General features: G+C 74.0%; 16 protein-coding genes. 11 read left to right on the top strand and 5 right to left on the bottom strand.

Translation table 11 applies throughout. The features are described 5' to 3' along the window. Together ACFVH5_RS39170 and ACFVH5_RS39175 are read right to left on the bottom strand one after the other, a co-directional pair. Positions 1 to 800: hypothetical protein (locus ACFVH5_RS39170; RefSeq protein ID WP_385838472.1), on the bottom strand; the 800-nt coding region annotated here is incomplete at its 3' end. Between the two features lie 241 nt (positions 801 to 1,041). Then, positions 1,042 to 1,281, bottom strand: coding sequence for a chaplin (locus ACFVH5_RS39175; protein WP_384802360.1), 240 nt, complete (start codon positions 1,279 to 1,281; stop codon positions 1,042 to 1,044). 388 nt (positions 1,282 to 1,669) lie between these two features. Between ACFVH5_RS39175 and ACFVH5_RS39180 the strand changes: the two genes are divergently transcribed. The 9 genes from ACFVH5_RS39180 to ACFVH5_RS39220 all read left to right on the top strand — a co-directional run bounded on the left by ACFVH5_RS39180 (position 1,670) and on the right by ACFVH5_RS39220 (position 12,608). Next, complete coding sequence (locus ACFVH5_RS39180; protein WP_385838473.1) at positions 1,670 to 2,791, top strand: DUF3344 domain-containing protein; 1,122 nt, start codon at positions 1,670 to 1,672, stop codon at positions 2,789 to 2,791. Positions 2,792 to 2,873: 82 nt separating this feature from the next. Beyond that, complete coding sequence (locus ACFVH5_RS39185) at positions 2,874 to 4,073, top strand: glycosyltransferase (RefSeq protein WP_385838474.1); 1,200 nt, start codon at positions 2,874 to 2,876, stop codon at positions 4,071 to 4,073. Continuing rightward, a complete protein-coding gene (locus ACFVH5_RS39190) occupies positions 4,070 to 5,590 on the top strand; it encodes an exopolysaccharide biosynthesis polyprenyl glycosylphosphotransferase (protein WP_385838475.1) in 1,521 nt (506 codons plus the stop codon). The genes ACFVH5_RS39185 and ACFVH5_RS39190 overlap by 4 nt, the downstream gene beginning before the upstream one ends. Before the next feature lie 4 nt (positions 5,591 to 5,594). After that, on the top strand, positions 5,595 to 6,935 hold the full coding sequence (locus ACFVH5_RS39195; protein ID WP_385838476.1) for an O-antigen ligase family protein: 1,341 nt from the start codon (positions 5,595 to 5,597) through the stop codon (positions 6,933 to 6,935). Beyond that, positions 6,932 to 8,860, top strand: a complete 1,929-nt coding sequence (gene murJ, locus ACFVH5_RS39200; RefSeq protein WP_385838477.1) for a murein biosynthesis integral membrane protein MurJ — start codon at positions 6,932 to 6,934, stop codon at positions 8,858 to 8,860. The genes ACFVH5_RS39195 and murJ overlap by 4 nt, the downstream gene beginning before the upstream one ends. Beyond that, a complete protein-coding gene (locus tag ACFVH5_RS39205) occupies positions 8,844 to 9,662 on the top strand; it encodes a polysaccharide deacetylase family protein (protein WP_385838478.1) in 819 nt (272 codons plus the stop codon). Before murJ ends, ACFVH5_RS39205 begins: the two co-directional genes overlap by 17 nt. Beyond that, entirely contained in the window at positions 9,659 to 10,801 is a 1,143-nt protein-coding gene (locus tag ACFVH5_RS39210) for a glycosyltransferase (protein WP_385838479.1), read from the top strand. Before ACFVH5_RS39205 ends, ACFVH5_RS39210 begins: the two co-directional genes overlap by 4 nt. Continuing rightward, positions 10,798 to 11,454 (top strand): lipopolysaccharide biosynthesis protein, encoded by a 657-nt coding sequence (locus ACFVH5_RS39215; protein WP_385838480.1) that lies wholly within the window; start codon positions 10,798 to 10,800, stop codon positions 11,452 to 11,454. The genes ACFVH5_RS39210 and ACFVH5_RS39215 overlap by 4 nt, the downstream gene beginning before the upstream one ends. Then, positions 11,451 to 12,608, top strand: a complete 1,158-nt coding sequence (locus tag ACFVH5_RS39220; protein ID WP_385838481.1) for a GNAT family N-acetyltransferase — start codon at positions 11,451 to 11,453, stop codon at positions 12,606 to 12,608. Before ACFVH5_RS39215 ends, ACFVH5_RS39220 begins: the two co-directional genes overlap by 4 nt. A 46-nt stretch (positions 12,609 to 12,654) precedes the next feature. Here ACFVH5_RS39220 and ACFVH5_RS39225 read toward each other — a convergent pair whose 3' ends face one another. Further along, the gene (locus tag ACFVH5_RS39225) at positions 12,655 to 13,965 is read right to left on the bottom strand and encodes a glycoside hydrolase family 26 protein (protein ID WP_385838482.1); all 1,311 of its coding nucleotides are present in this window, start codon (positions 13,963 to 13,965) and stop codon (positions 12,655 to 12,657) included. A gap of 157 nt (positions 13,966 to 14,122) precedes the next feature. Here ACFVH5_RS39225 and ACFVH5_RS39230 point away from each other — a divergent pair, with 157 nt between their 5' ends. Both ACFVH5_RS39230 and ACFVH5_RS39235 read left to right on the top strand, forming a co-directional pair. After that, positions 14,123 to 15,424, top strand: coding sequence for an ATP-grasp domain-containing protein (locus ACFVH5_RS39230; protein ID WP_385838483.1), 1,302 nt, complete (start codon positions 14,123 to 14,125; stop codon positions 15,422 to 15,424). Continuing rightward, positions 15,424 to 16,683: an NAD(P)-binding domain-containing protein gene (locus tag ACFVH5_RS39235; protein ID WP_385838484.1), complete on the top strand. Its 1,260-nt coding sequence runs from the start codon at positions 15,424 to 15,426 to the stop codon at positions 16,681 to 16,683. The genes ACFVH5_RS39230 and ACFVH5_RS39235 overlap by 1 nt, the downstream gene beginning before the upstream one ends. A gap of 72 nt (positions 16,684 to 16,755) precedes the next feature. Here ACFVH5_RS39235 and ACFVH5_RS39240 read toward each other — a convergent pair whose 3' ends face one another. Both ACFVH5_RS39240 and ACFVH5_RS39245 read right to left on the bottom strand, forming a co-directional pair. Next, positions 16,756 to 17,670 carry a chaplin gene (locus ACFVH5_RS39240; RefSeq protein WP_385838485.1) on the bottom strand — a complete coding sequence of 305 codons (915 nt, stop codon included), beginning with the start codon at positions 17,668 to 17,670 and terminating at the stop codon, positions 16,756 to 16,758. 104 nt (positions 17,671 to 17,774) lie between these two features. After that, positions 17,775 to 18,032 carry a chaplin gene (locus ACFVH5_RS39245; protein ID WP_384802322.1) on the bottom strand — a complete coding sequence of 86 codons (258 nt, stop codon included), beginning with the start codon at positions 18,030 to 18,032 and terminating at the stop codon, positions 17,775 to 17,777. Positions 18,033 to 18,266: the final 234 nt, after the last annotated feature.

Raw genomic sequence — 18,266 nt, forward strand, 5'->3', positions numbered from 1 at the left:
CTCCCCGACGGTGCGGCCACGTTCGTCGGCAGCTTGGGCAGTCCCGGCAGGTTCGGCGCGGGCAGGGCGCCGCCCACCGCCACCGCGGCGACGAAGTTGACCAGGCCGCTCACGACCTGCTTCGCGGCCGCCCCCAGAGCGGTGGCGTCTCCGGCGACCGCCGCCTCGGTCAGGGAGTCGACCGAGCTCTGCAGGGCCTTGAGCGCGTCGGCTCTGAGGTCGGGCGCGGCCACACGGCTCGCCGAGTCCGGCGCGGGCAGCGCGGGGGCACCGGGAAGCGCGGGCAGGATCGCCGGCGGGGCGACCGGGATCTTGGGATCGGCCGGTGAGTTCACCTCCGCCGGTGTCTTCGGAACCGTCGGCGTCTTCGGAACCGTCGGCGTCTGCGGCACGGCCGGTGTCTTCGCCGGCGGGGTCTGCGGGGCGGCCGGAGCGGACCCGGCGGCCTTGGCGACGGCCTCCTTCACCGCGTCGCCGAGCTTCGCGGCGTCGGCGGCGGGCAGCTTCCCGCCGTCGGCCTTGAGCGCGGCGGTGAGCAGGTCGGTGACCGGCTTCAGCACTCCGGCGACGTCGGCGAGGCCGGCGGCCTGCGCCAGCAGGGCGTCCGCCTCGGGCACCGGCGCCCGGACCGCTGTCGCGGGCGGGGCCGCCTCGGGCACCACCGTGACAGGGGCCGCCGCGGACCGGGCGTCGTGCGCCGGGTCGTGGTCGGCGGCCACGGCGACGGGTCCGGCGATCCCCAGCAGGAACGTGGCACAGAGGGCGGAGGTCGCGATACGCCGCGCGGGCAGAGCACGCATGAAGGGTCCTTTCGATGGTGCGTCGGGTCCTGTGCCCACCGTGGAATCGGTGACCGCCGCCTGCAACCGATCACCCGCGCACCACGGCGGCCCGCACCCACCGCCGTGACCGTTGTCCCTGATGAGCCGCCATGCCCGGCCTCGCCGAAGGCACTTGCCGGCCCTCCCCCCATTCGGGGCAACGCGGATCGGCCGCCCACCCCGGGGGGGAGGACGGCCGATCCGGGGCCGGGCTTCGACGTCAGTCGTTGGCGCACTCGTTGCCGAACGCCGGGTTCAGCAGCGCGATGACGTTCACGGTGTTGCCGCACAGGTTGATCGGCACGTGGACGGGGACCTGCACCAGGTTGCCCGACAGGACACCCGGGGAGTTGGTGGCGGCGCCGTGCGCGTCACTGTCGGCGGCGGCGATGCCGGCGGTGCCCGCCATGGCGGCGGCGGCAACGGAGGTAAAGACCAGGCCCTTCGCGATACGCGACATGGAGAGGTGCTCCTTGGGATTGAAACAACAACCGGGCGGGATGCCCGGCTCTGGAATCAACGCGTGGCGACGGCGCGGGTTGTGCCTCCAAAAGAGTGACGCTCCGGGCCGTTACCAGAAGCGAGCCAGGCGGTTATTCCGAGGCATGCACACGATTCCGACACACTTGACAGGTTTCACCGATAAATACGGATAGCGGCTACAGTTGCGTTCCTCCTCAGATCGTCACATACCACCCCAGATCAGCTCAGATCACTTGAAAAAGACGGGGAGTCATGTCGGCACCCGTGTGATGTCCGCGTCCCGTCCGCCGATGTCCCCGTCCCACCGGTCCGCAAGGGCCGGAACCTCCGCCGCCGCAATTCCCCCCGAAAGGGCAACGCCGGTCATGCGCAATTCCCTGGGTCTTCTGCTGCGCCGTGGGATGGTGGGGGCTTTTTCCCTCGCCTCGCTGTGGGTGCCGGGCGGACCGGCGTCGGCCGCCCCCGCCCCGCCGGGCGCCACGGTCGCACCGCCCGCCGCCGAGGCGGAGAGCCTGACCTTCACCCAGCGGTACCGCGCGCTCCGCCACGGCGGGATCGTCCGGGCCGCCAACTCGTCGATCACCTGCCGCACACCGGTCGCGCCGACTGCGGTGTCGTGCCCCGCCGCCCGCGCGGGCCTGGCGGTCGCGAACGACGGCTTCGACATGTTCTACACGGACATCGACAAGGACCCGAACACCTACAACTCCAGCAGCGCCGAGGTCCGTCTGCCGTCGGGCGCCCGCGTCTCGTACGCGCGGCTGTACTGGGGCGGCAATCTGCGGGTCGGTGAGCAGAAGCCGCCCAAGGACAACGGACGGGTGCTGATCGCCGAGGCCGGCGGCCAGTACAAGGAGGTGCTCGCGGACACCCTCGTCGGGCACCGGGCCGCCCGTGGCGCGGACGCCTTCCAGGCCTCGGCGGACGTCACGCGGCTGGTGCGGTCGAGCGGCGCGGGCGCGTACACCGTGGCGCAGGTCAATGTGGCGATGGGGCACTCGGCGGCCGGCGCCTGGGGCGGCTGGACGCTGATGGTGGCGTACGAGAAGAAGTCGGAGCCGCTGCGGCATCTGGCGATCTGGGACGGCTTCGGTCCGCTGGGGCCGGGCGACGACCGGGCGGTCCGGGTGAGCGGCGTGCCGTTCCCCGTGGGGGCCGCGGGCCGTGTGGGGCTCGTCGCCTACAACGGCGACCGCGGGCGGACCGGCGACTCGCTCACCGTGTCGGACGGACGGGGCAGGGCGGTCCCGCTCGGCAACAGCGCCAACCCCCGTGACGACGTACTGAATTCGACGATCGGCGAGCCCGACGGGACGGCCGCCCCGCGGACGCCTTCGTATCCGAACACGCTCGGGTACGACTCCGACGTCCTCGATCTCCGTGAGGGCCTGCGGCGCGGCGGGGACCGGCTGGACTTCCGGCTGGTGTCGCGGCGGGACGCGGCCTGGGCCGGCGCGCTGTTCGTCGCCGTCGACGCGAAGCACTGATGCCCCTCCCCTCCTGTACCGGCCCCGACCGAGTTCCACCCGCGCTCCCCGTGAGCGCCGCCCGTGAGCGAGGAAAGCCCTCATGCGACTGTCACCGACCGGCCCAGGACCGAGGCCACGGGTCCTGCACGTCTCCCAGCCCGTGGACGGCGGGGTGGGCCGCGTGGTCACCGACCTGGTGCGGGCGCAGCTGGCCACCGGCGCCGACGTCACCGTCGCCTGTCCGCCGGACGGCGGCCTCGCGACGGCGGCCGAGCTGCTGGGCGCGGACGTACGGCACTGGCACGCGACCCGCTCGCCCGGGCCGGGGCTCGCCCAGGAGGTACGGAGTCTGCGCCGGCTCGTGAGGGAGGTGCGGCCCGACGTCGTGCACGCGCACAGCGCCAAGGCCGGACTCGCGGCCCGGCTCGCCGTTCGCGGGCAGGTGCCGACCGTGTTCCAGCCGCACGCCTGGTCGTTCGAGGCGGTCGGCGGGGCCACCGGCCTCTTCGCCCTCAACTGGGAGCGGCTGGGCGCCCGTTGGGCCTCGCGGGTGGTGTGCGTCAGCGAGGCCGAGCGGCGCACCGGGCAGCGGTCGGGGATCAGGGGCCGGTGGAGCGTCATCCCGAACGGCATCGACACCCGCGGCTTCCACCCCGCGCCCGTGGAGACCGTACGGGCCGGGATTCCGTTGCTGGCAGGCGTCGACGCGGCGGCACCCCTCGTGGTGTGCGTCGGGAGGCTGTGCCGGCAGAAGGGACAGGACGTCCTGCTGGAGGCGTGGCGCGAGGTGACCCGGCGGGTGCCGGCCGCGCGGCTCGTGCTGGTCGGCGACGGGCCGGACGCGCAGGCGCTGCGGGCCTCGGCTCCCCCGTCCGTGCTGTTCGCCGGGGCCGTCACCGACACCATGCCCTGGTACCAGGCCGCCGATCTGGTCGTCCTGCCGTCCCGTTGGGAGGGCATGGCGCTGGCGCCGCTGGAGGCCATGGCCTGCGGGCGGCCCGTCGTGATCACCGATGTGGACGGGGCGCGCGAGAGCCTGCCGCCGGGCCAGGGGCCACGCTGCCTGGTGCCGTCCGAGCGGCCGGACGCGCTGGCCGGGGCCGTCGCCGAGCTGCTTCTCGACCCGCTGCTGCGCGAGTCGCTCGGTCACCAGGGACGCCGGTACGTAACGACCACGCACGACGTGCGGCGCACGGCCGCGGCCGTCGCCGACGTGTACCGCGATCTGATCGGCACCTGGCCGACCGGGCGGACCAAGGGCGTGGACCACACCGAGTACAGGGAGTCCATCCACACGTGACTGCGGAAAGTACCGTTCCCTCCCCCGGCGGCCGGCCGCGGGCGGCGGACCACGGATTCTCGCCCGTCTCATCCGTCTCGTCGGCCTCGTCGGGCTCGCCCGTCTCGGTCATGCCGCCGCGCGAGGCCGTCGGCGGCTTCGCGTTCCCCAGCGGCAGACGGCCCTTCGTGCACCGCGTACGTGCCGTGCACCGCGTACGGCACGTACGGCGGCCCTCACGGCTGCCCCTGCCCGCCGTGGACATCGGCGCGGCGCTGGCCGGCGGCGCCCTCGCGCTGCCGTGGCCGCATCCGCTTCCGCTGGCCCTGCTGGTGCTCGCGGTGCTCCGGCTGAACGCGCACGCGTCGCTGTACCGCACCACGTCCACCCCCGCCGTACCGGCCTTACTGGACGAACTGCCCGCCGTCTGCGCCCGGATCGCGGTGGGCTGGTGCGCGCTCGCGGCCCTGCTGGCGGCGTACTCCCCCGAGCACGCGCTGTCCGCCCGCGCCCTGGTCCTCGGCTGCGCGGTGCAGTCGCTGGTGAGCTGCGCGGGCCGGGGCGTCGTGCACGGCCACCGGCGCCGGACGCTCCAGCGGCGCCCGCGCGCGGCCCTGGTGGTCGGCCGCACCGTCGACGCGCAGCGCGTGGCCGCCGCCTTCCTGCGGCAGCCGGACTGCGGGGTACGGCCGGTGGGGGTCGTCGCCGACGAGGCGAGCGACGGCGAGGGACTGCCGGTGCTGACCACCGGCGAGGAGGTCCAGCGGGCCCTCATCCAGAACGGCGTGCAGGACGTGCTCGCCGTGGCCCCCTCCACCTGGCCCGAACAGGCCTCGCTGCTGAGGACGTTGGGCGAGTCGGGCTGCGCCGTGTGGGAGGTGCGCGCGGACTCGTCGGCGTACGGGCGTTCCGACCGGCTCGCCGGGTTCGCCTGCCGCCGGCTGTCCCTGGGCCGCCGGTACGGGAGTGCCGGGAAGCGGCTGCTCGACGTGCTGGTCTCCGGGGCCCTGCTCCTGCTGGTCAGCCCGATGCTGCTGGTGTGCGCGGTCGTGCTGCGGGCCGTCGACGGGCCCGGTGTGGTGTTCCGGCAGGAGCGCATCGGCAAGGACGGGCGGCCGTTCACCCTGCTGAAGTTCCGTACGCACCGGCCGGTCGACGCGCACGAGGCGGCGACCCGCTGGAGCGTGGCGAACGAGCACGAGATGGTCTGGTTCTGCCGCTTCCTGCGGCGTACGTCGCTCGACGAGCTGCTCCAGCTGTGGAACGTCTTCTGGGGCGACATGAGCCTGGTCGGACCGCGCCCCGAACGGCCCTTCTTCGTGGGCCAGTTCAGCCAGACGTACCCCGGTTACGCGGCCCGCCACCGGATGCGTACCGGCATCACCGGGCTCGCGCAGATCCACGGGCTGCGCGGCGACACCTCGATCGAGGACCGCTGCCGGTTCGACAACGCGTACATCGACGACTGGTCGCTCTGGCAGGACGTCTGCATCCTGGCGCGCACCGCGGTCTCGCTCGTGCGTCCGACGGGGAGCTGAACCGGTGACCCAGGTCCTGCCCGCCCCGCCGCCGGTCGCCGTCGTGGCCGCGGCGCCCCGCCGCTTCCTGCCCGTGCTGCCCGTGATCGCGCTGATCGTGATGCTCGCGCTGCCGGTCTCCGGGGACGGCGGCGGCACCCTCGCCGACGCCGTGTCCGGGCTGGTCGTGGTCTGCTGCGCGCTGCGTCTCGTACGCGGCCGGCGGCGCCCCCTGTCCCGTACCGCCGCGGTCGTGCTCGGGCTGCCCGTCGTCGGGGTCGCGGTCGCGACGGCCGGCGCGGCCTCCGCCGGGGTGGGGGCCGAGGGGCTCGTGCGCTATCTGCAGATCTTCGTGCTGGTGCCGACGGCGGTGATGCTGCTGGTACGCGACCGCCGGGACGCACGCCTGGTCGCCTGGTCGCTCGTCGGGCTCGCGCTGTGGCAGGGAGGGCTCGGGGTCCACCAGTTCGTGACCGGGACCGGGGCCTCGTACCAGGGCGAGATGATCCGGGCCGTGGGCACGTTCGGGGCCACGGACATCATGGGCATGGCGGCCGTGGTGGCGTTCGGGCTGGTGTGCGCGCTCGGTCTGGCGCTCGGGTCGGGGCCCGCGCGGCAGCGGACCGCGGCGGCGGTGTGCGCGCTGGCGCTGCTGCTGCCGCTCGCGCTGTCGTTCAGCCGGGGCGCGTGGATCGCGACGGCCGTGACCTGCGGGGCGCAGCTCGTACTGGCCGGACTGCGGCGGGCCGCGCAGGTGTTCGCGGCGGTGGCGGCGGTCGCTGTGGTCCTGGTGGGCGGGCTCGGGGTGGGCTCGGCGATGCTCCAGGAGCGGATCAGCAGCATCACGCAGGTGGCGGACGCGCCGGACCAGTCGGTGACCGACCGGTACACGATGTGGACGGCCGCCGTCGACATGTGGCGCGATCAGCCGCTGACCGGGGTGGGGCTGAAGGGCTTCCCCGACCATCGCGACGGGCACGCCTCGCTCGCGCTGTCGTCGGGCAGTGACACGGACGGGGCGGGCGCCGGATTCCAGCGCCAGCCGCTGCTGTCGCCGCACAACATGTATCTGCTGATCCTCAGCGAGCAGGGACTGCTGGGGCTGCTCGCACTGGCCGGGAGCTGGCTGGCGCTGCTGGTTCTCGGGCTCCGGAAGCTCTTGCGCGCACGGCGTTCCGCGAGCGGCCTCGACTGCGCGCTCGTCGCCTGCGGGCTGCTGGTCTGGCAGCTGGTCGACTTCGTGTACGCCGACATCGGCGGCCCCTCGACCGTGCTGACCGCGCTGGTGCTCGGCTTCGCCGCGTGGTGGGCGCTGGCCGACGAGAACGCCCGCGAAAGCGCCCACGAGAGGGCCGGAGAACGATGACGGTGACGCCTTCCCGGGCCGGCGACGAGGGAACGACGGCGCGAAGGGGCCGCCGCCGGCGGACGGGGGCCGCGAGCGACCCCTCCGCCCAGGACCTCGGCACGGCCGTCGGGACCGAGGAGGAGGTCCTGCTGCCCGGCGCCCGCGCGGCGTCGCCCGGGACCGCGCACCCGGCCGCCGCCGAAGCCTCCGATTCCGGCGCCGCTTCCGGTGCCGACGTCGGCGGCGAGCGGAACGGCCCTTCCGAAGTCCCCCCGCCCACCCGCGGATTCCTCGCCAAGGCCACGCTCGTCACCGCCGCCCTCTCCATCGCGGGCGCGCTGCTCGGTCTCGGCCGGGACCAGGCGCTCGCGCATCTCTTCGGGGCCGGGACCGAGACGGACGCCTTCCTGGTCGCGTGGACCGTGCCGGAGGTCGCGGCGACGCTGCTGATCGAGGACGGGATGGCCTTCGTGCTGGTCCCGGCGTTCAGCCTGGCCGTGGCACGGCGGGCCCGCGGAACCGGCGGCGGGGACCCGGTCCGCGCACTCGTCGCCTCCACACTCCCCCGCATCGCGCTGGTCCTCGTGGGGGTCTCCGCGCTGCTGATCGCCGGGGCGCCCTACCTGGTCGCGGGGCTCGCGCCGGGACTGCCCGACCCCCGGCTCGCGGTCGACTGCACGCGGCTGACGGCGACCTGCGTCCTGAGCTTCGGACTCGCCGGCTACTGCAGCGCGGCACTGCGCGCCCACCGCCGCTTCCTGGCCCCGGCCGCCATCTACGTCGCCTACAACACCGGCATCATCACGGCGATGTTCGTCCTCGGCGGCCACTGGGGTGTGCGGTCGGCGGCCATCGGTGTCGCGCTGGGCGGCTGTCTGATGGTGGCGGCGCAGACTCCGTCCCTCGTACGGCAGTTGTTCGGCCGCCGGTCCGCGACGGCGGCCGTGACCCCGGCGGGAGCCGCGGCCGGGACCCGGAAGGTGTCGGACGCCGAAGGGCCGGACGCCGCGGGGCCGGAGGCGGAACGGTCCGCGGAGCAGCCGTCGAAGCAGTCGGTGACGCACTCGGTGAATCTCGCCCTCGTCACCCCGGTCCTGCTGTTCGCCCTCTGCAGGCAGTCCCAGGTCCTCATCGAGCGCTACCTCGCCTCCAACCTCCCCTCCGGAGCCATCTCGCACCTGAACTACGCGCAGAAGGTGGCCCAGATCCCGATGACCCTCTCGCTGATGCTCTGCACGGTCACCTTCCCGGTGCTGGCGCAGGCGCTCGCCGAGGGCGACACCGAGCGGGCCCGCAACCGCGTCGAGCACGACGTCTCGGTCGCCGCGTGCATAGTCCTGCTGGGCGCTGCGGCGGTCTTCGCGTGCGCACCGCAGATCATCGAACTCCTCTTCCAGCGCGGCGCGTTCACCGCGCGGGACACGGCGGCGACGGCGACCGTCATGCGGGTCTACTCGGTGGGGCTGCTCGGCCACACCCTCGTCGGCGCGCTCGTACGGACGTACTTCTCGGCGGGCCGCCCCACCTGGTACCCGCTCGCGGCGATGACCGCGGGCATCGTGGCCACCTCGTGGATCGGCGCCGCGACCGTCGGTGCCTGGGGGGTGTCCGGGATCGCCGCCGCCAACGCGATCGGCATCACCCTCACCGCGGCGCTGCTGCTGTCCGGCATGAACGAGCGGCGCAGTGTGCCGATCCACACCCGCCGGGTCGTCCACGAACTCAGCAAGCCGCTCCGCGCGGCCGGGTGCGCGGCCGTGGCGGGCGCCCTGTGCGCGAGCCGCTTCGATTCGCCCGCGCTCGCCCTGCTCACCGGTGGCCTGGCCGTCACCCTCGTCTACGTACTGCTGCTCCGGTTGCTCGGCGTCCAGGCCGTCGCACCCGCCTTCCGAACCGCCCTCCGCTCCGTCACCCGAAGGCTGCCGCATGCCCGTTTCCGCTGACCCGAACGATCCCGTCGGCCCGGCCGACGCCACCCGTGCCGAGAGCCGCACCCGGCCGGTCACGGCGGCCCTGTGGGTGGCGATGTACCACTCGGTGGGCGACTGCTCCGACGATCCGTACCGCATCACGGTCTCCCCCGACCGCCTCGACCGGCAGCTGGGCTGGCTGCACCGGCGGGGCCTGCGCGGGGTGGGCATGGCGGACCTGCTCGCCGCCCACGCCCGGGGCGAGGGCCGGGGCCTGGTGGGCCTCACCTTCGACGACGGCTACGCGGACTTCGCCGACAACGCCCTGCCCCTGCTCAAACACTGGGGTTTCGGCGCCACCGTGTTCGTCCTGCCGGGCAGGCTCGGCGGCACGAACGAGTGGGATCCGCTCGGCCCCCGAAGACCGCTCCTCACCGCCGACGGCATCCGCCGGCTCGCGGACACCGAGGGCCTGGAGATCGCCTCGCACGGCCTCACCCATGTCGACCTCACCCTGGCCGACGACGCGCTGCTCGGCGCCGAGCTCGGCGGCAGCCGGGCCCTGCTCTCCGAGCTGACGGGCCGTACGGTCCAGGGCCTGTGCTACCCGTACGGGACGGTCGACGAGCGGGTCGCCGACGCCGTCCGGGCCGCCGGTTACGGCTACGCGTGCGCGATCGACCCCGGCCCGCTCACCGGCCTCTTCGCCCTGCCGCGGGTGCACATCGGGGAGAACGACACCTCCTGGCGGCTGCAGCTGAAGTACCGGCTGAACCGGCTGCGCCGACGCGCGGTCCCCCTGGCGGCCGGCCCGGTGACGGAGGCGGCCCGGTGAAGGCCCTGCACGTCATCACCGGGCTCGGGGTCGGCGGGGCCGAGCAGCAACTGCGGCTGCTGGTGCGGAACCTGCCCGTCGAGTGCGACGTGGTGACCCTCACCAACCCGGGCGCGGTCGCCGAGGGCCTCGTCGCGGACGGCGTGCGCGTCACCCACCTCGGCATACAGGGCAACCGCGACCTCGCGGCGCTCCCGCGCCTGGCCCGGCTCATCCGCCGTGGCCGCTACGACCTCGTCCACACCCACCTCTACCGGGCCTGCGTGTACGGCAGGACCGCCGCGCGCATCGCCGGGGTGCGGGCCGTCGTGGCCACCGAGCACTCCCTCGGCGACTCGCAGATGGAGGGCCGCCGCCTCACCCCGGGCGTCCGGGCGCTCTATCTGGCCAGCGAGCGCCTCGGCCGCTCGACGGTCGCGGTCTCGCCCACGGTCGCCGAACGGCTGCGCCGCTGGGGCGTGCCGGGCCCGCGCATCGAGGTCGTCCCGAACGGCATCGACGTGGACCGCTTCCGCTTCGACGCGGCCCGGCGCGAGAGCACCCGGCGGCGGCTGGGGCTGCCGCAGGGTGCGTACGTCGTCGGGGGTGTCGGGCGGCTGACGGCGGGCAAGCGGTTCGAGGTGCTCGTGCGGGCGCTGGCCGAACTGCCGGACGACGTCTGGCTGCTGCTGGTCGGCGGGGGCCCGGAGGAGAACGTGCTGCGGCGGGCGGCGCAGCGCATGGGGGTCGCCGACCGGGTGCTGTTCACCGGCGAGCGCCCGAACGGGCCCGCGTCGCAGGGCGCTGCGGGCGGCTCCGACCTCGACCTGCCGTCCCTGACCGGGGCCATGGACCTCCTCGCCTCGCCGTCCGCGGAGGAGGCCTTCGGGCTCGCCGTCGTGGAGGCCCTGGCGGCCGGTCTGCCCGTGCTCTACGTCTCCTGCCCGGCCGTCGACGACCTCCCCCGGGACGCGGCGCCGTTCGCCCGGCGGGTGCAGGGCGGCGCCGACTCCTTCGTACGGGCCGTGCGGCAGGCGCGTGCGCAGGGCCCCGGGCCGCGCTCCGCGCCGGAGGCCGCCCACCACTACAGCATCGCCCGCAGTGCCGACCGGCTCATGGACATCTACACGGCCGCAACTCTGGGAGTGAGTTCCACATGACCGACAACCCCATCCGTGTCACCGGGCGGCCGGGAACGGCATTCGCGCGCGCCAGGGCGCTCCCGCCGTGGTCCCTGCTCGCGGCGGGCGCCCTTCTCGGCGGAGTGCTCGGCGGCTCGTACGGCGTCCTGAAGACTCCGCAGTACAGCGCCACGAGTTACGTCATCGCCGTCCCCACCGAGCAGTCGGACCCGGCGGCGGCGCTCGGCTTCGCGCAGGCGTACGGGCGGGTCGCCACCCAGCTCGCGGTGCTCGGGGACGCCCAGGTGTGGGCGGGCGTACCGGTGTCGACCCTGCGGGAGAGCGTGCGGACGGCGACCTCGCCGGACGCGCCGATGGTCGCCGTGACCGCCACCTCCACCCGGCCCGACCTCGCCGCGGACATCGCCAACGCCGTGTCGCGCTCGCTGACCCGGCACGCGAACGACACCGAGAGCAGCACGCATGTCGAGCTGCTGCAGTTCTCGCGGGCGATCAAACCCACCGAGGCCTCCTCGGCGTCCGCGTCGGTGACCGGTCTCGTCGGCGCGAGCGCCGGCGGACTGCTCGGCGGACTCGCGCTGCTGGTACGCCCCCGCCGCGCCCCGGGAGCCGCGCCCACGGCCTCGGTGCCGGGCCCCGCCACCGCCGCCGACGTCCGCGGACAGCTGTGAGAGCCGCCGCGCCGCGGACCCGGCCGCGGACCGAGCTGCGTACGGAACTGTGCACGGACGAGCGGGAGTTCGGGCGGCTGGCCGAGGAGTGGGGAGGGCTGTACCGGCACTGCGGCACGGCGACCCCCTTCCAGAGCCACGCGTGGCTGCACTCGTGGTGGCTCTCGTACGGCACGCCCGGCCGGCTCCGGCTGGTGCTGGTCCGCGACGGCGGCGACCTGGTGGCCGCCGCCCCGCTGATGCTCGTACGGCAGCCGTGGCCGGCCCTCGTGCCGCTGGGCGGGTCGATCTCCGACTTCGGGGACGTGCTCATCGAGGACGGCGAGCGCGCCGACCGGGCGGCCTCCGCCCTGGCCGACGGGCTGGCCGCGGCGGCTCGCACCGCGCTCATCGACTTCCGTGAGGTGCGGCCCGGTGGCGCGGTGGAGCGGGTGTACGCGAGCTGGCGCGGGCCACGGCGGCAGGTGCCGGACTCGCTGTGCCTGGAGCTGCCCGCCGTGCCGATGGACGACCTGATCGGACGGCTGGCGACGGCCAAGGCCCAGCAGCGGGTCCGCGCCAAGCTGCGCAAGCTGTCCACGCTGGGCGTCGAACGGCGGGCCGTACGTCCCGACGAGGTCGACACGGCACTGCGCAGACTTCTGGAGCTGCACCGGCTGCAGTGGCAGGGCCGCAAGGTGACCACCGAGCATCTGCAGGATCGCTTCGCCGAACACCTGATCCGTTCGGTGGGGCCGATGGTCCGCGCCGGGGACGCGGTGGTGACCGAGTTCCTGGTGGACGGGACCGTGGTGGCGGTCGACCTGACGCTTCTGTCGGACCGGCTGGCGGGCGGCTATCTGTACGGCGCGCATCCCCAGTTGCGGGAGCGCAAGGCGGACGTGGCGACGATGCTGCTGCACGCCTGCGCCCAGCACACCGGAACGGGCAACGGAACGGGCGGGCGCCGGGTGCTGAGCCTGCTGCGCGGCAACGAGCCCTACAAGCACCACTGGCGCCCGCAGCCCGTCGTCAACCAGCGTTTCCTGCTGGCCAGAAGGCGGACGTCACCGCTGATGTCCGCCGCCGTCTGTGACGTGGCCGCCCGCAACCGGGGCAAGAAGCTGCTCGACCGGTTCCTCGACTGGAGGGGACGCGGTGGCGGCAGGCCGTGACCGGCCCGCCGCCTCCGATTCCTCCGCCTCCGCCTTCGCCTTGCGGTCAGCGGTTGCGCGACCACCAGTCGAAGCGCAGGCACAGCTTCCCGCCGAGCCAGTACTCCACCCAGTCGCCCAGGGCCACCGGCGAACAGTTCGACGGCTTCTCGGGCGTCGGGTCGGTGGGCTTGGGCGGATCGGTCGGCTTGGGCGCCGGATCCGTCGGCTTCGGGGCCGGGTCGGTGGGCTTCGGAGTCTGATCGGTACGGCCGAAGAGCACGGACCGGTAGATCTCGGAGGCCTCGGGGTTGTCGTCGCACTGCCACACACCGTGCGGGCAGTAGTCGGTGAGCGTGTTGTACAGCGGCTTGTGCTCGTCCAGCCAGGCGAGCATGCGCTTCATGTAGGTCGCGTTGTCGCCGTTTCGGAACAGCCCCCATTCAGGATAGGAGATCGGCTTTCCGTGCGCTTTCGCGAAGTCGACGTGCGCCTGAAGCCCGTAGGGCTCCGAAACGGCCTCGTCGAATGACTGTCCGCGCGGCTGGTCGTACGAATCCATGCCGATGACGTCGACCGTCTCGTCGCCCGGATAGCACTGGGTCCACGGAATGGCGTCCCGGCCGCGGTTCGGAGTGAAGTCGAAGCGGAACTTCTGCCCCGGCACCGCTCTCATGGCGGTGACGATCCTGTCCCAGTACTTCTTCCAGGCCTCCGGGTCCGGCCCGCAGCGATGGGTGTACGTGATGCCGTTCATTTCCCAGCCGAGCACGATGACGGTGTCGGGCACCTCAAGCTCGACGAGCCGCTCGGCCAGCTTGCGGAAGTGGTGGTCGAACTCCCCGGCCGCGCCGCGCCGCAGCAGACCGCGGACCTCCCGGTCGGAGACGCCCTCCTCGTTGCGCTCCAGCATCGGGACGTTGAGGACGAAGAGCCGGTCGGCCTCCTCCCGCCGCCAGTGGGCCCAGGCGTCGAGGAAGCCGGGCAGGCCCTCGATGTTGCTCCAGCGGTCGCCCGGCAGATACGTGTGCGCCACCCGCAGGTCGGCCCCGCCCAGCCAGCGGCTGAGTTCGGCGATCCGGGCCACCCCGCGGGGCCCGTAGTCCAGGTAGGCGCCGAAGGCCGGGCTCTCGGGGGCCTTCGGCGGCGCGGGCGGCGGGGTCGCCTCTCCGGTGGCTGCCGGTGCGGCTGCCGGTGCGGCGACCGGCGCCACGACACCGGTGGGCGCGGTCGGCGGCGGGGCGGGCGGCTCCCCCGCCCGCACGGCCGCCGCGTGTCCCGTCCCGGGCGCGAGGGCGGCCGAGGCGAAGAGTCCGGCGGTGAGTACGGCGGCGACGTACGCCGGCCGTCTGGTTCGGGTCCGTTGCAGTGGGTCCATGTCCACTCCTCGCGTTCATTTCCACCGTCCACTGACACTCAGTCATATGAATATGAATTGCGCCAACCGAGGCCGGGCGCCGGGGAAATGCCCGCTCACCCGCACGGGTGAGAAATCAGAAGCGAAGAATCAGAAGCGATCCCAAGGAATCAAACCCATGCCGTCCTTCGACACCCGTGTCCCCGTCGTCCTGCTGCGCACCGACCGGAATCCCTTTCACCACGGCACGCTGGGAGCCGTACGCTCCCTCGGCCGGGCCGGAATCGACGTACACCTGGTCGCGGATTCCACCGGAAGTCCGGTGCGCGGTTCGCGTTTTGTGTGCCGGATGCATCCGCCGCCCTCCCCCGGGGCCCCGCCGTCCGAGATCGCCTCGACGTTGCGCCGAGTGGCGGCGCGGGTGGGCCGGCCCGCCGTACTGATCCCAATGGATGACGCGGGCGCCGTGGCCGTGGACCGGCTGCGGGCCGAACTCGCGCCCCGCTTCCTGCTGCCCCTCGCGCCCGCCGGTCTCGCCGAGCGGGTCGCGGACAAGGCGGAACTGGCCGCCGTGTGCGAGTCCGCGGGCATCCCGCACCCGCTGACGCTGGTCCCGGACGGTCCCGCGCAGGCGGCCGCGGCGGCCCGGCGGCTGGGGCTGCCGGTGGTGGCGAAGTGGAGCCGCCCCTGGCTGCTGCCCGCCGGTTCGGACCTGCGCAGCACCACGGTCCTGACCTCCGCCGAGGAGGCGCGGACCCTGTGCCTGCGGGCCGAGGAGGCGGGCAGCAGCCTGCTGCTCCAGGCGTTCCTCGCGCCGGGCCCCGACCGGGACTGGTTCTTCCACGGGTACGTGGACCGGTCCGGGGCGGTGTGCGGGGGCGGCACGGGCCGCAAACAGCTGGCCTGGCCGCGCGGCGCGGGACTGACCGCGGTGGGCCACTGGACGCCGAACCCGGCCGTGCGCACGCCGGCCGAACGGCTCGTCTCGCAACTCGGCTACCGCGGCATCTTCGACCTGGACTTCCGCCGCGACGGCGCGACCGGCGCGTACCACCTGCTCGACTTCAATCCGCGGCCCGGCGCGCAGTTCCGGCTGTTCGCCGACGGGGCGGGGCTCGACGTGGTGCGGGCCCTGCACCTGGACCTGACCCACCGTCCGCTGCCGTCGCCCGTGCCCCTGCCGGGGCGGACCTTCGTGGTGGAGAACTACGCGCCGCTCTCGGCCGCCTTCCGCCGCGGGACCGAACTGGCCTGGCACGCCCGGGACGACCTGGCGCCCGGTGCCGCCCTGTGGGCGCTGTGGTCACGGCATGTGGGCCGGCGCGCGGTCCGGCGGCTGCCGGTCCGCCTGCGCCGGACGGCCTCCGTCCCGGTCGCCGACGCGGGCCCGGTACGACCGCCCACTCCTCCCGTACGACCGACGGCACCTCCTCCTCAGCCGACCCCCCTGTCCGACGAAGAGAAAGCGAGCAGTCACTGATGTACGACCTGCTGGTGGTGGGAGCGGGCCCCTACGGCCTGTCCATCGCCTCCCATGCCGCGGCGGCCGGTCTGAGCCTTCGGGTGTTCGGCCGGCCCATGGCCTCCTGGCGCGACCACATGCCCCGCGGCATGTTCCTCAAGTCGGAGCCGTGGGCCTCCAACCTCTCGGACCCCGAGGGCCGTCTGGGCCTGGCCGCCTACTGCGCGGAGCAGGGGATGGAGGCCCGGCACGGGGCGCCCATCCCGGTGGAGGTGTTCGCCTCGTACGGGCTGTGGTTCGCGCGGCACTCCGTCCCGGAGGTGGACGAGCGCACGATCGCGCACATCCACCCCTGCCCGGGCGGTTTCGAGGCGGTCACCGAGGACGGCTCGACCGTGCGCGCGAGGACGGTCGCGCTGGCGGTCGGCGTGCTCCCCTTCACCGAAGTCCCGGCGAGTCTGCGCGGGCTGACGCCCGAGCACGTCTCGCACAGCAGCCATCACAGCGATCTGGACCGTTTCGCGGGCAAGGACGTCACCGTGGTCGGCGGCGGTCAGGCCGCCCTGGAGACGGCGGCCCTGCTCGCCGAACAGGGCACCCGCGTCCGGGTCGTGGCCCGGGCCCCCGGCCTCTCCTGGAACGACGTCCCGCCGCCCTGGGAACGCCCCTGGTGGCAGTCGGCGCGCGCGCCGCACAGCGGCCTGGGCCCCGGCTGGCGCAACTGGTTCTACGCCGAGCGCCCCGGCGCGTTCCGCCGCCTGCCCGAGCCCACCCGCGCCCGGATCGCCACCACGGCGCTCGGTCCCGCGGGCGCCTGGTGGATCCGCGACCGGGTCGAACCGTCCGTCGAGCTGCTGCTGGGCCACGAGATCACGGCGGCCCGCGGGTCGGCGGGCGGCGTACGCCTCGACCTGCTCGGCCCGGCCGGCGGGCTGACATCCCTGGACACCGAACACGTCATCGCCGCCACGGGGTTCAAGCCGACCCGGGAACGCCTGGGGATCCTGACGGCGGACGTGCACGAAGGCCTGGGCGCGTGTCCTGACGGATCGCCCTATGTGGGCCGGGAGTTCGAGTCGACCTGGCCGGGGCTCTTCATGGCGGGCCTGGTCACGGCGGCCGGCTTCGGCCCGGCCATGCGGTTCGTGCACGGCGCGTCGTTCACGGCCCGGACCCTCGTACGGGGAGTGCGGCGCCGGCTCCGTACGGGACCGGTTCTCCTGCCCGTGCCCGGCGCACGGGAGCGGCGCGGGGCGCTGGGGGCGGCGGGACGCTGACCGCGCGGACGCCGGATGCCACGTGCCGGATGCCGGACGCCGGGCGGGTGGCGTCCGGCATCCGGCACGTCGTCACCGGCGGGCGGCGACCCGGTTGCGGCGGTACAGGATCGCTCCGCCGAGCAGCAGCCCGGCGCCGGCGGCCGAGGCCGCGAGCATCCCGTCGACACCGGTGTGCGCCAGCTCCGGCCAGGGGCCCTCGCCCGAGGAGGGCGGGGACGGCTGCGTCGCTCCCGGCGGGCCCGTGGTGGGCGGGACCGACGACGGAGGCCCGGTGGTGGGCGGCACCGTCCCGGGCGGGCCCGTCTCGGGGGGCGTGGTCGCCGGCGGGGTGGTGTGCGGAGGCGTGGTGTGCGGCGGACCGGACGGGGGCCCCGAAGGCGGCCCGGACGGCGGGGTGTCGTCGTCGCCGTAGCCCCTCGGTCCGTCGTGCCCGCACGTGTCGCCGAACGCCGGGTTCAGCAGGCCGCCCGCGTCCGCGGTGTCGCCGCACGCGTTCGCCGGCACGTCCACCGGGGCCTCGTCGACGTTGCCCGTACCGACACCGGGCGCGTCGTGCGCACCGCCGTGCGTGGCGGAACCGCCGCCGTGGTGGTGGCCCGATCCGTGGTGGCCGGAGCCGCCACCGTGGTCCGAGCCGTAGCCCTGGTCGGAGCCGTAGCCCCGGTGGGAGCCGTGGCCGTGGTCCGAGCCGTGGCCGGCCGGGGCGCCGTGGCGGGGCCCGTCCGGCTTGCGGTGCTTGCCCGTCGGGGTGGCGCAGGAGTTGCCGAACGACGGGTTGAGGCCGGCGGCCGCGTCGGCGGAGTTGCCGCACGCGTTCACGGGCACGCCCACCGGCGCCTGCACGTTGTTGCCGGACAGCACTCCGGGCGAGTCCGCCGCCACCCCGTGCCCGTCCGAGTCCGCGAACGCCTGGGAGCCGTACAGGGACAAGATGCTCGTCGCGGCGGCGGCCGCGACCATTCCCTTGCTCAGGGTCTGTCGCAACTTTGTTGTCTTCTCTGCTGGTAGAAGTGGGAAAAGCCGGCCTTGGCACCGGAATGCGGTCCAAGGCCGGCGTGACTCAGCCGTTCGGCTGGTGCGTTACGACGTCAGTCGTTGACGCACTCGTTGCCGAACGCCGGGTTCAGCAGGCCGATCACGTTGATCGAGTTGCCGCACACGTTGACAGGAATGTGCACGGGCACCTGGAGAACGTTGCCGGAGAGGACGCCGGGCGAGCCGACGGCCGCACCCTCGGCCTCGGAGTCGGCGAAGGCCGGGGCGCCCATGCCCATGGCCATGATCGCGCCGGCGATGACGACGGCACTCTTCTTGTGCTTCACGTACTTCCCTTTCTCTGCGGTCATGCCCAATGACGGCCGAAACCGGACGAGCCCAGCCTGAACGACTCGCACCATGACCTGCGGGCTGTTGAACGAGAGGGCGGGGGACGAAGAAACTACAGAAAGTGCGACTCGCCGGTATTTCACCCGAACGCCCGGAGCGGAATGTGCGGCGAAACGTCACTTCATAAAGGCAGAAAAAGAAAGCGGAACATCACGCCGAAGAACCCGGGTCGCCCCGCCGCACAGAGCGGCGGT

This window comes from Streptomyces sp. NPDC127119 (assembly GCF_042677425.1).
Classification (GTDB): domain Bacteria; phylum Actinomycetota; class Actinomycetes; order Streptomycetales; family Streptomycetaceae; genus Streptomyces.

Coding starts and splice junctions, on each gene's coding strand:
- ACFVH5_RS39175 (WP_384802360.1), bottom strand. CDS start 1,281: ATGTCGCGTATCGCGAAGGGCCTGGTCTTTACCTCCGTTGCCGCCGCC.
- ACFVH5_RS39180 (WP_385838473.1), top strand. CDS start 1,670: ATGCGCAATTCCCTGGGTCTTCTGCTGCGCCGTGGGATGGTGGGGGCT.
- ACFVH5_RS39185 (WP_385838474.1), top strand. CDS start 2,874: ATGCGACTGTCACCGACCGGCCCAGGACCGAGGCCACGGGTCCTGCAC.
- murJ (WP_385838477.1), top strand. CDS start 6,932: ATGACGGTGACGCCTTCCCGGGCCGGCGACGAGGGAACGACGGCGCGA.
- ACFVH5_RS39205 (WP_385838478.1), top strand. CDS start 8,844: ATGCCCGTTTCCGCTGACCCGAACGATCCCGTCGGCCCGGCCGACGCC.
- ACFVH5_RS39215 (WP_385838480.1), top strand. CDS start 10,798: ATGACCGACAACCCCATCCGTGTCACCGGGCGGCCGGGAACGGCATTC.
- ACFVH5_RS39225 (WP_385838482.1), bottom strand. CDS start 13,965: ATGGACCCACTGCAACGGACCCGAACCAGACGGCCGGCGTACGTCGCC.
- ACFVH5_RS39230 (WP_385838483.1), top strand. CDS start 14,123: ATGCCGTCCTTCGACACCCGTGTCCCCGTCGTCCTGCTGCGCACCGAC.
- ACFVH5_RS39235 (WP_385838484.1), top strand. CDS start 15,424: ATGTACGACCTGCTGGTGGTGGGAGCGGGCCCCTACGGCCTGTCCATC.
- ACFVH5_RS39245 (WP_384802322.1), bottom strand. CDS start 18,032: ATGACCGCAGAGAAAGGGAAGTACGTGAAGCACAAGAAGAGTGCCGTC.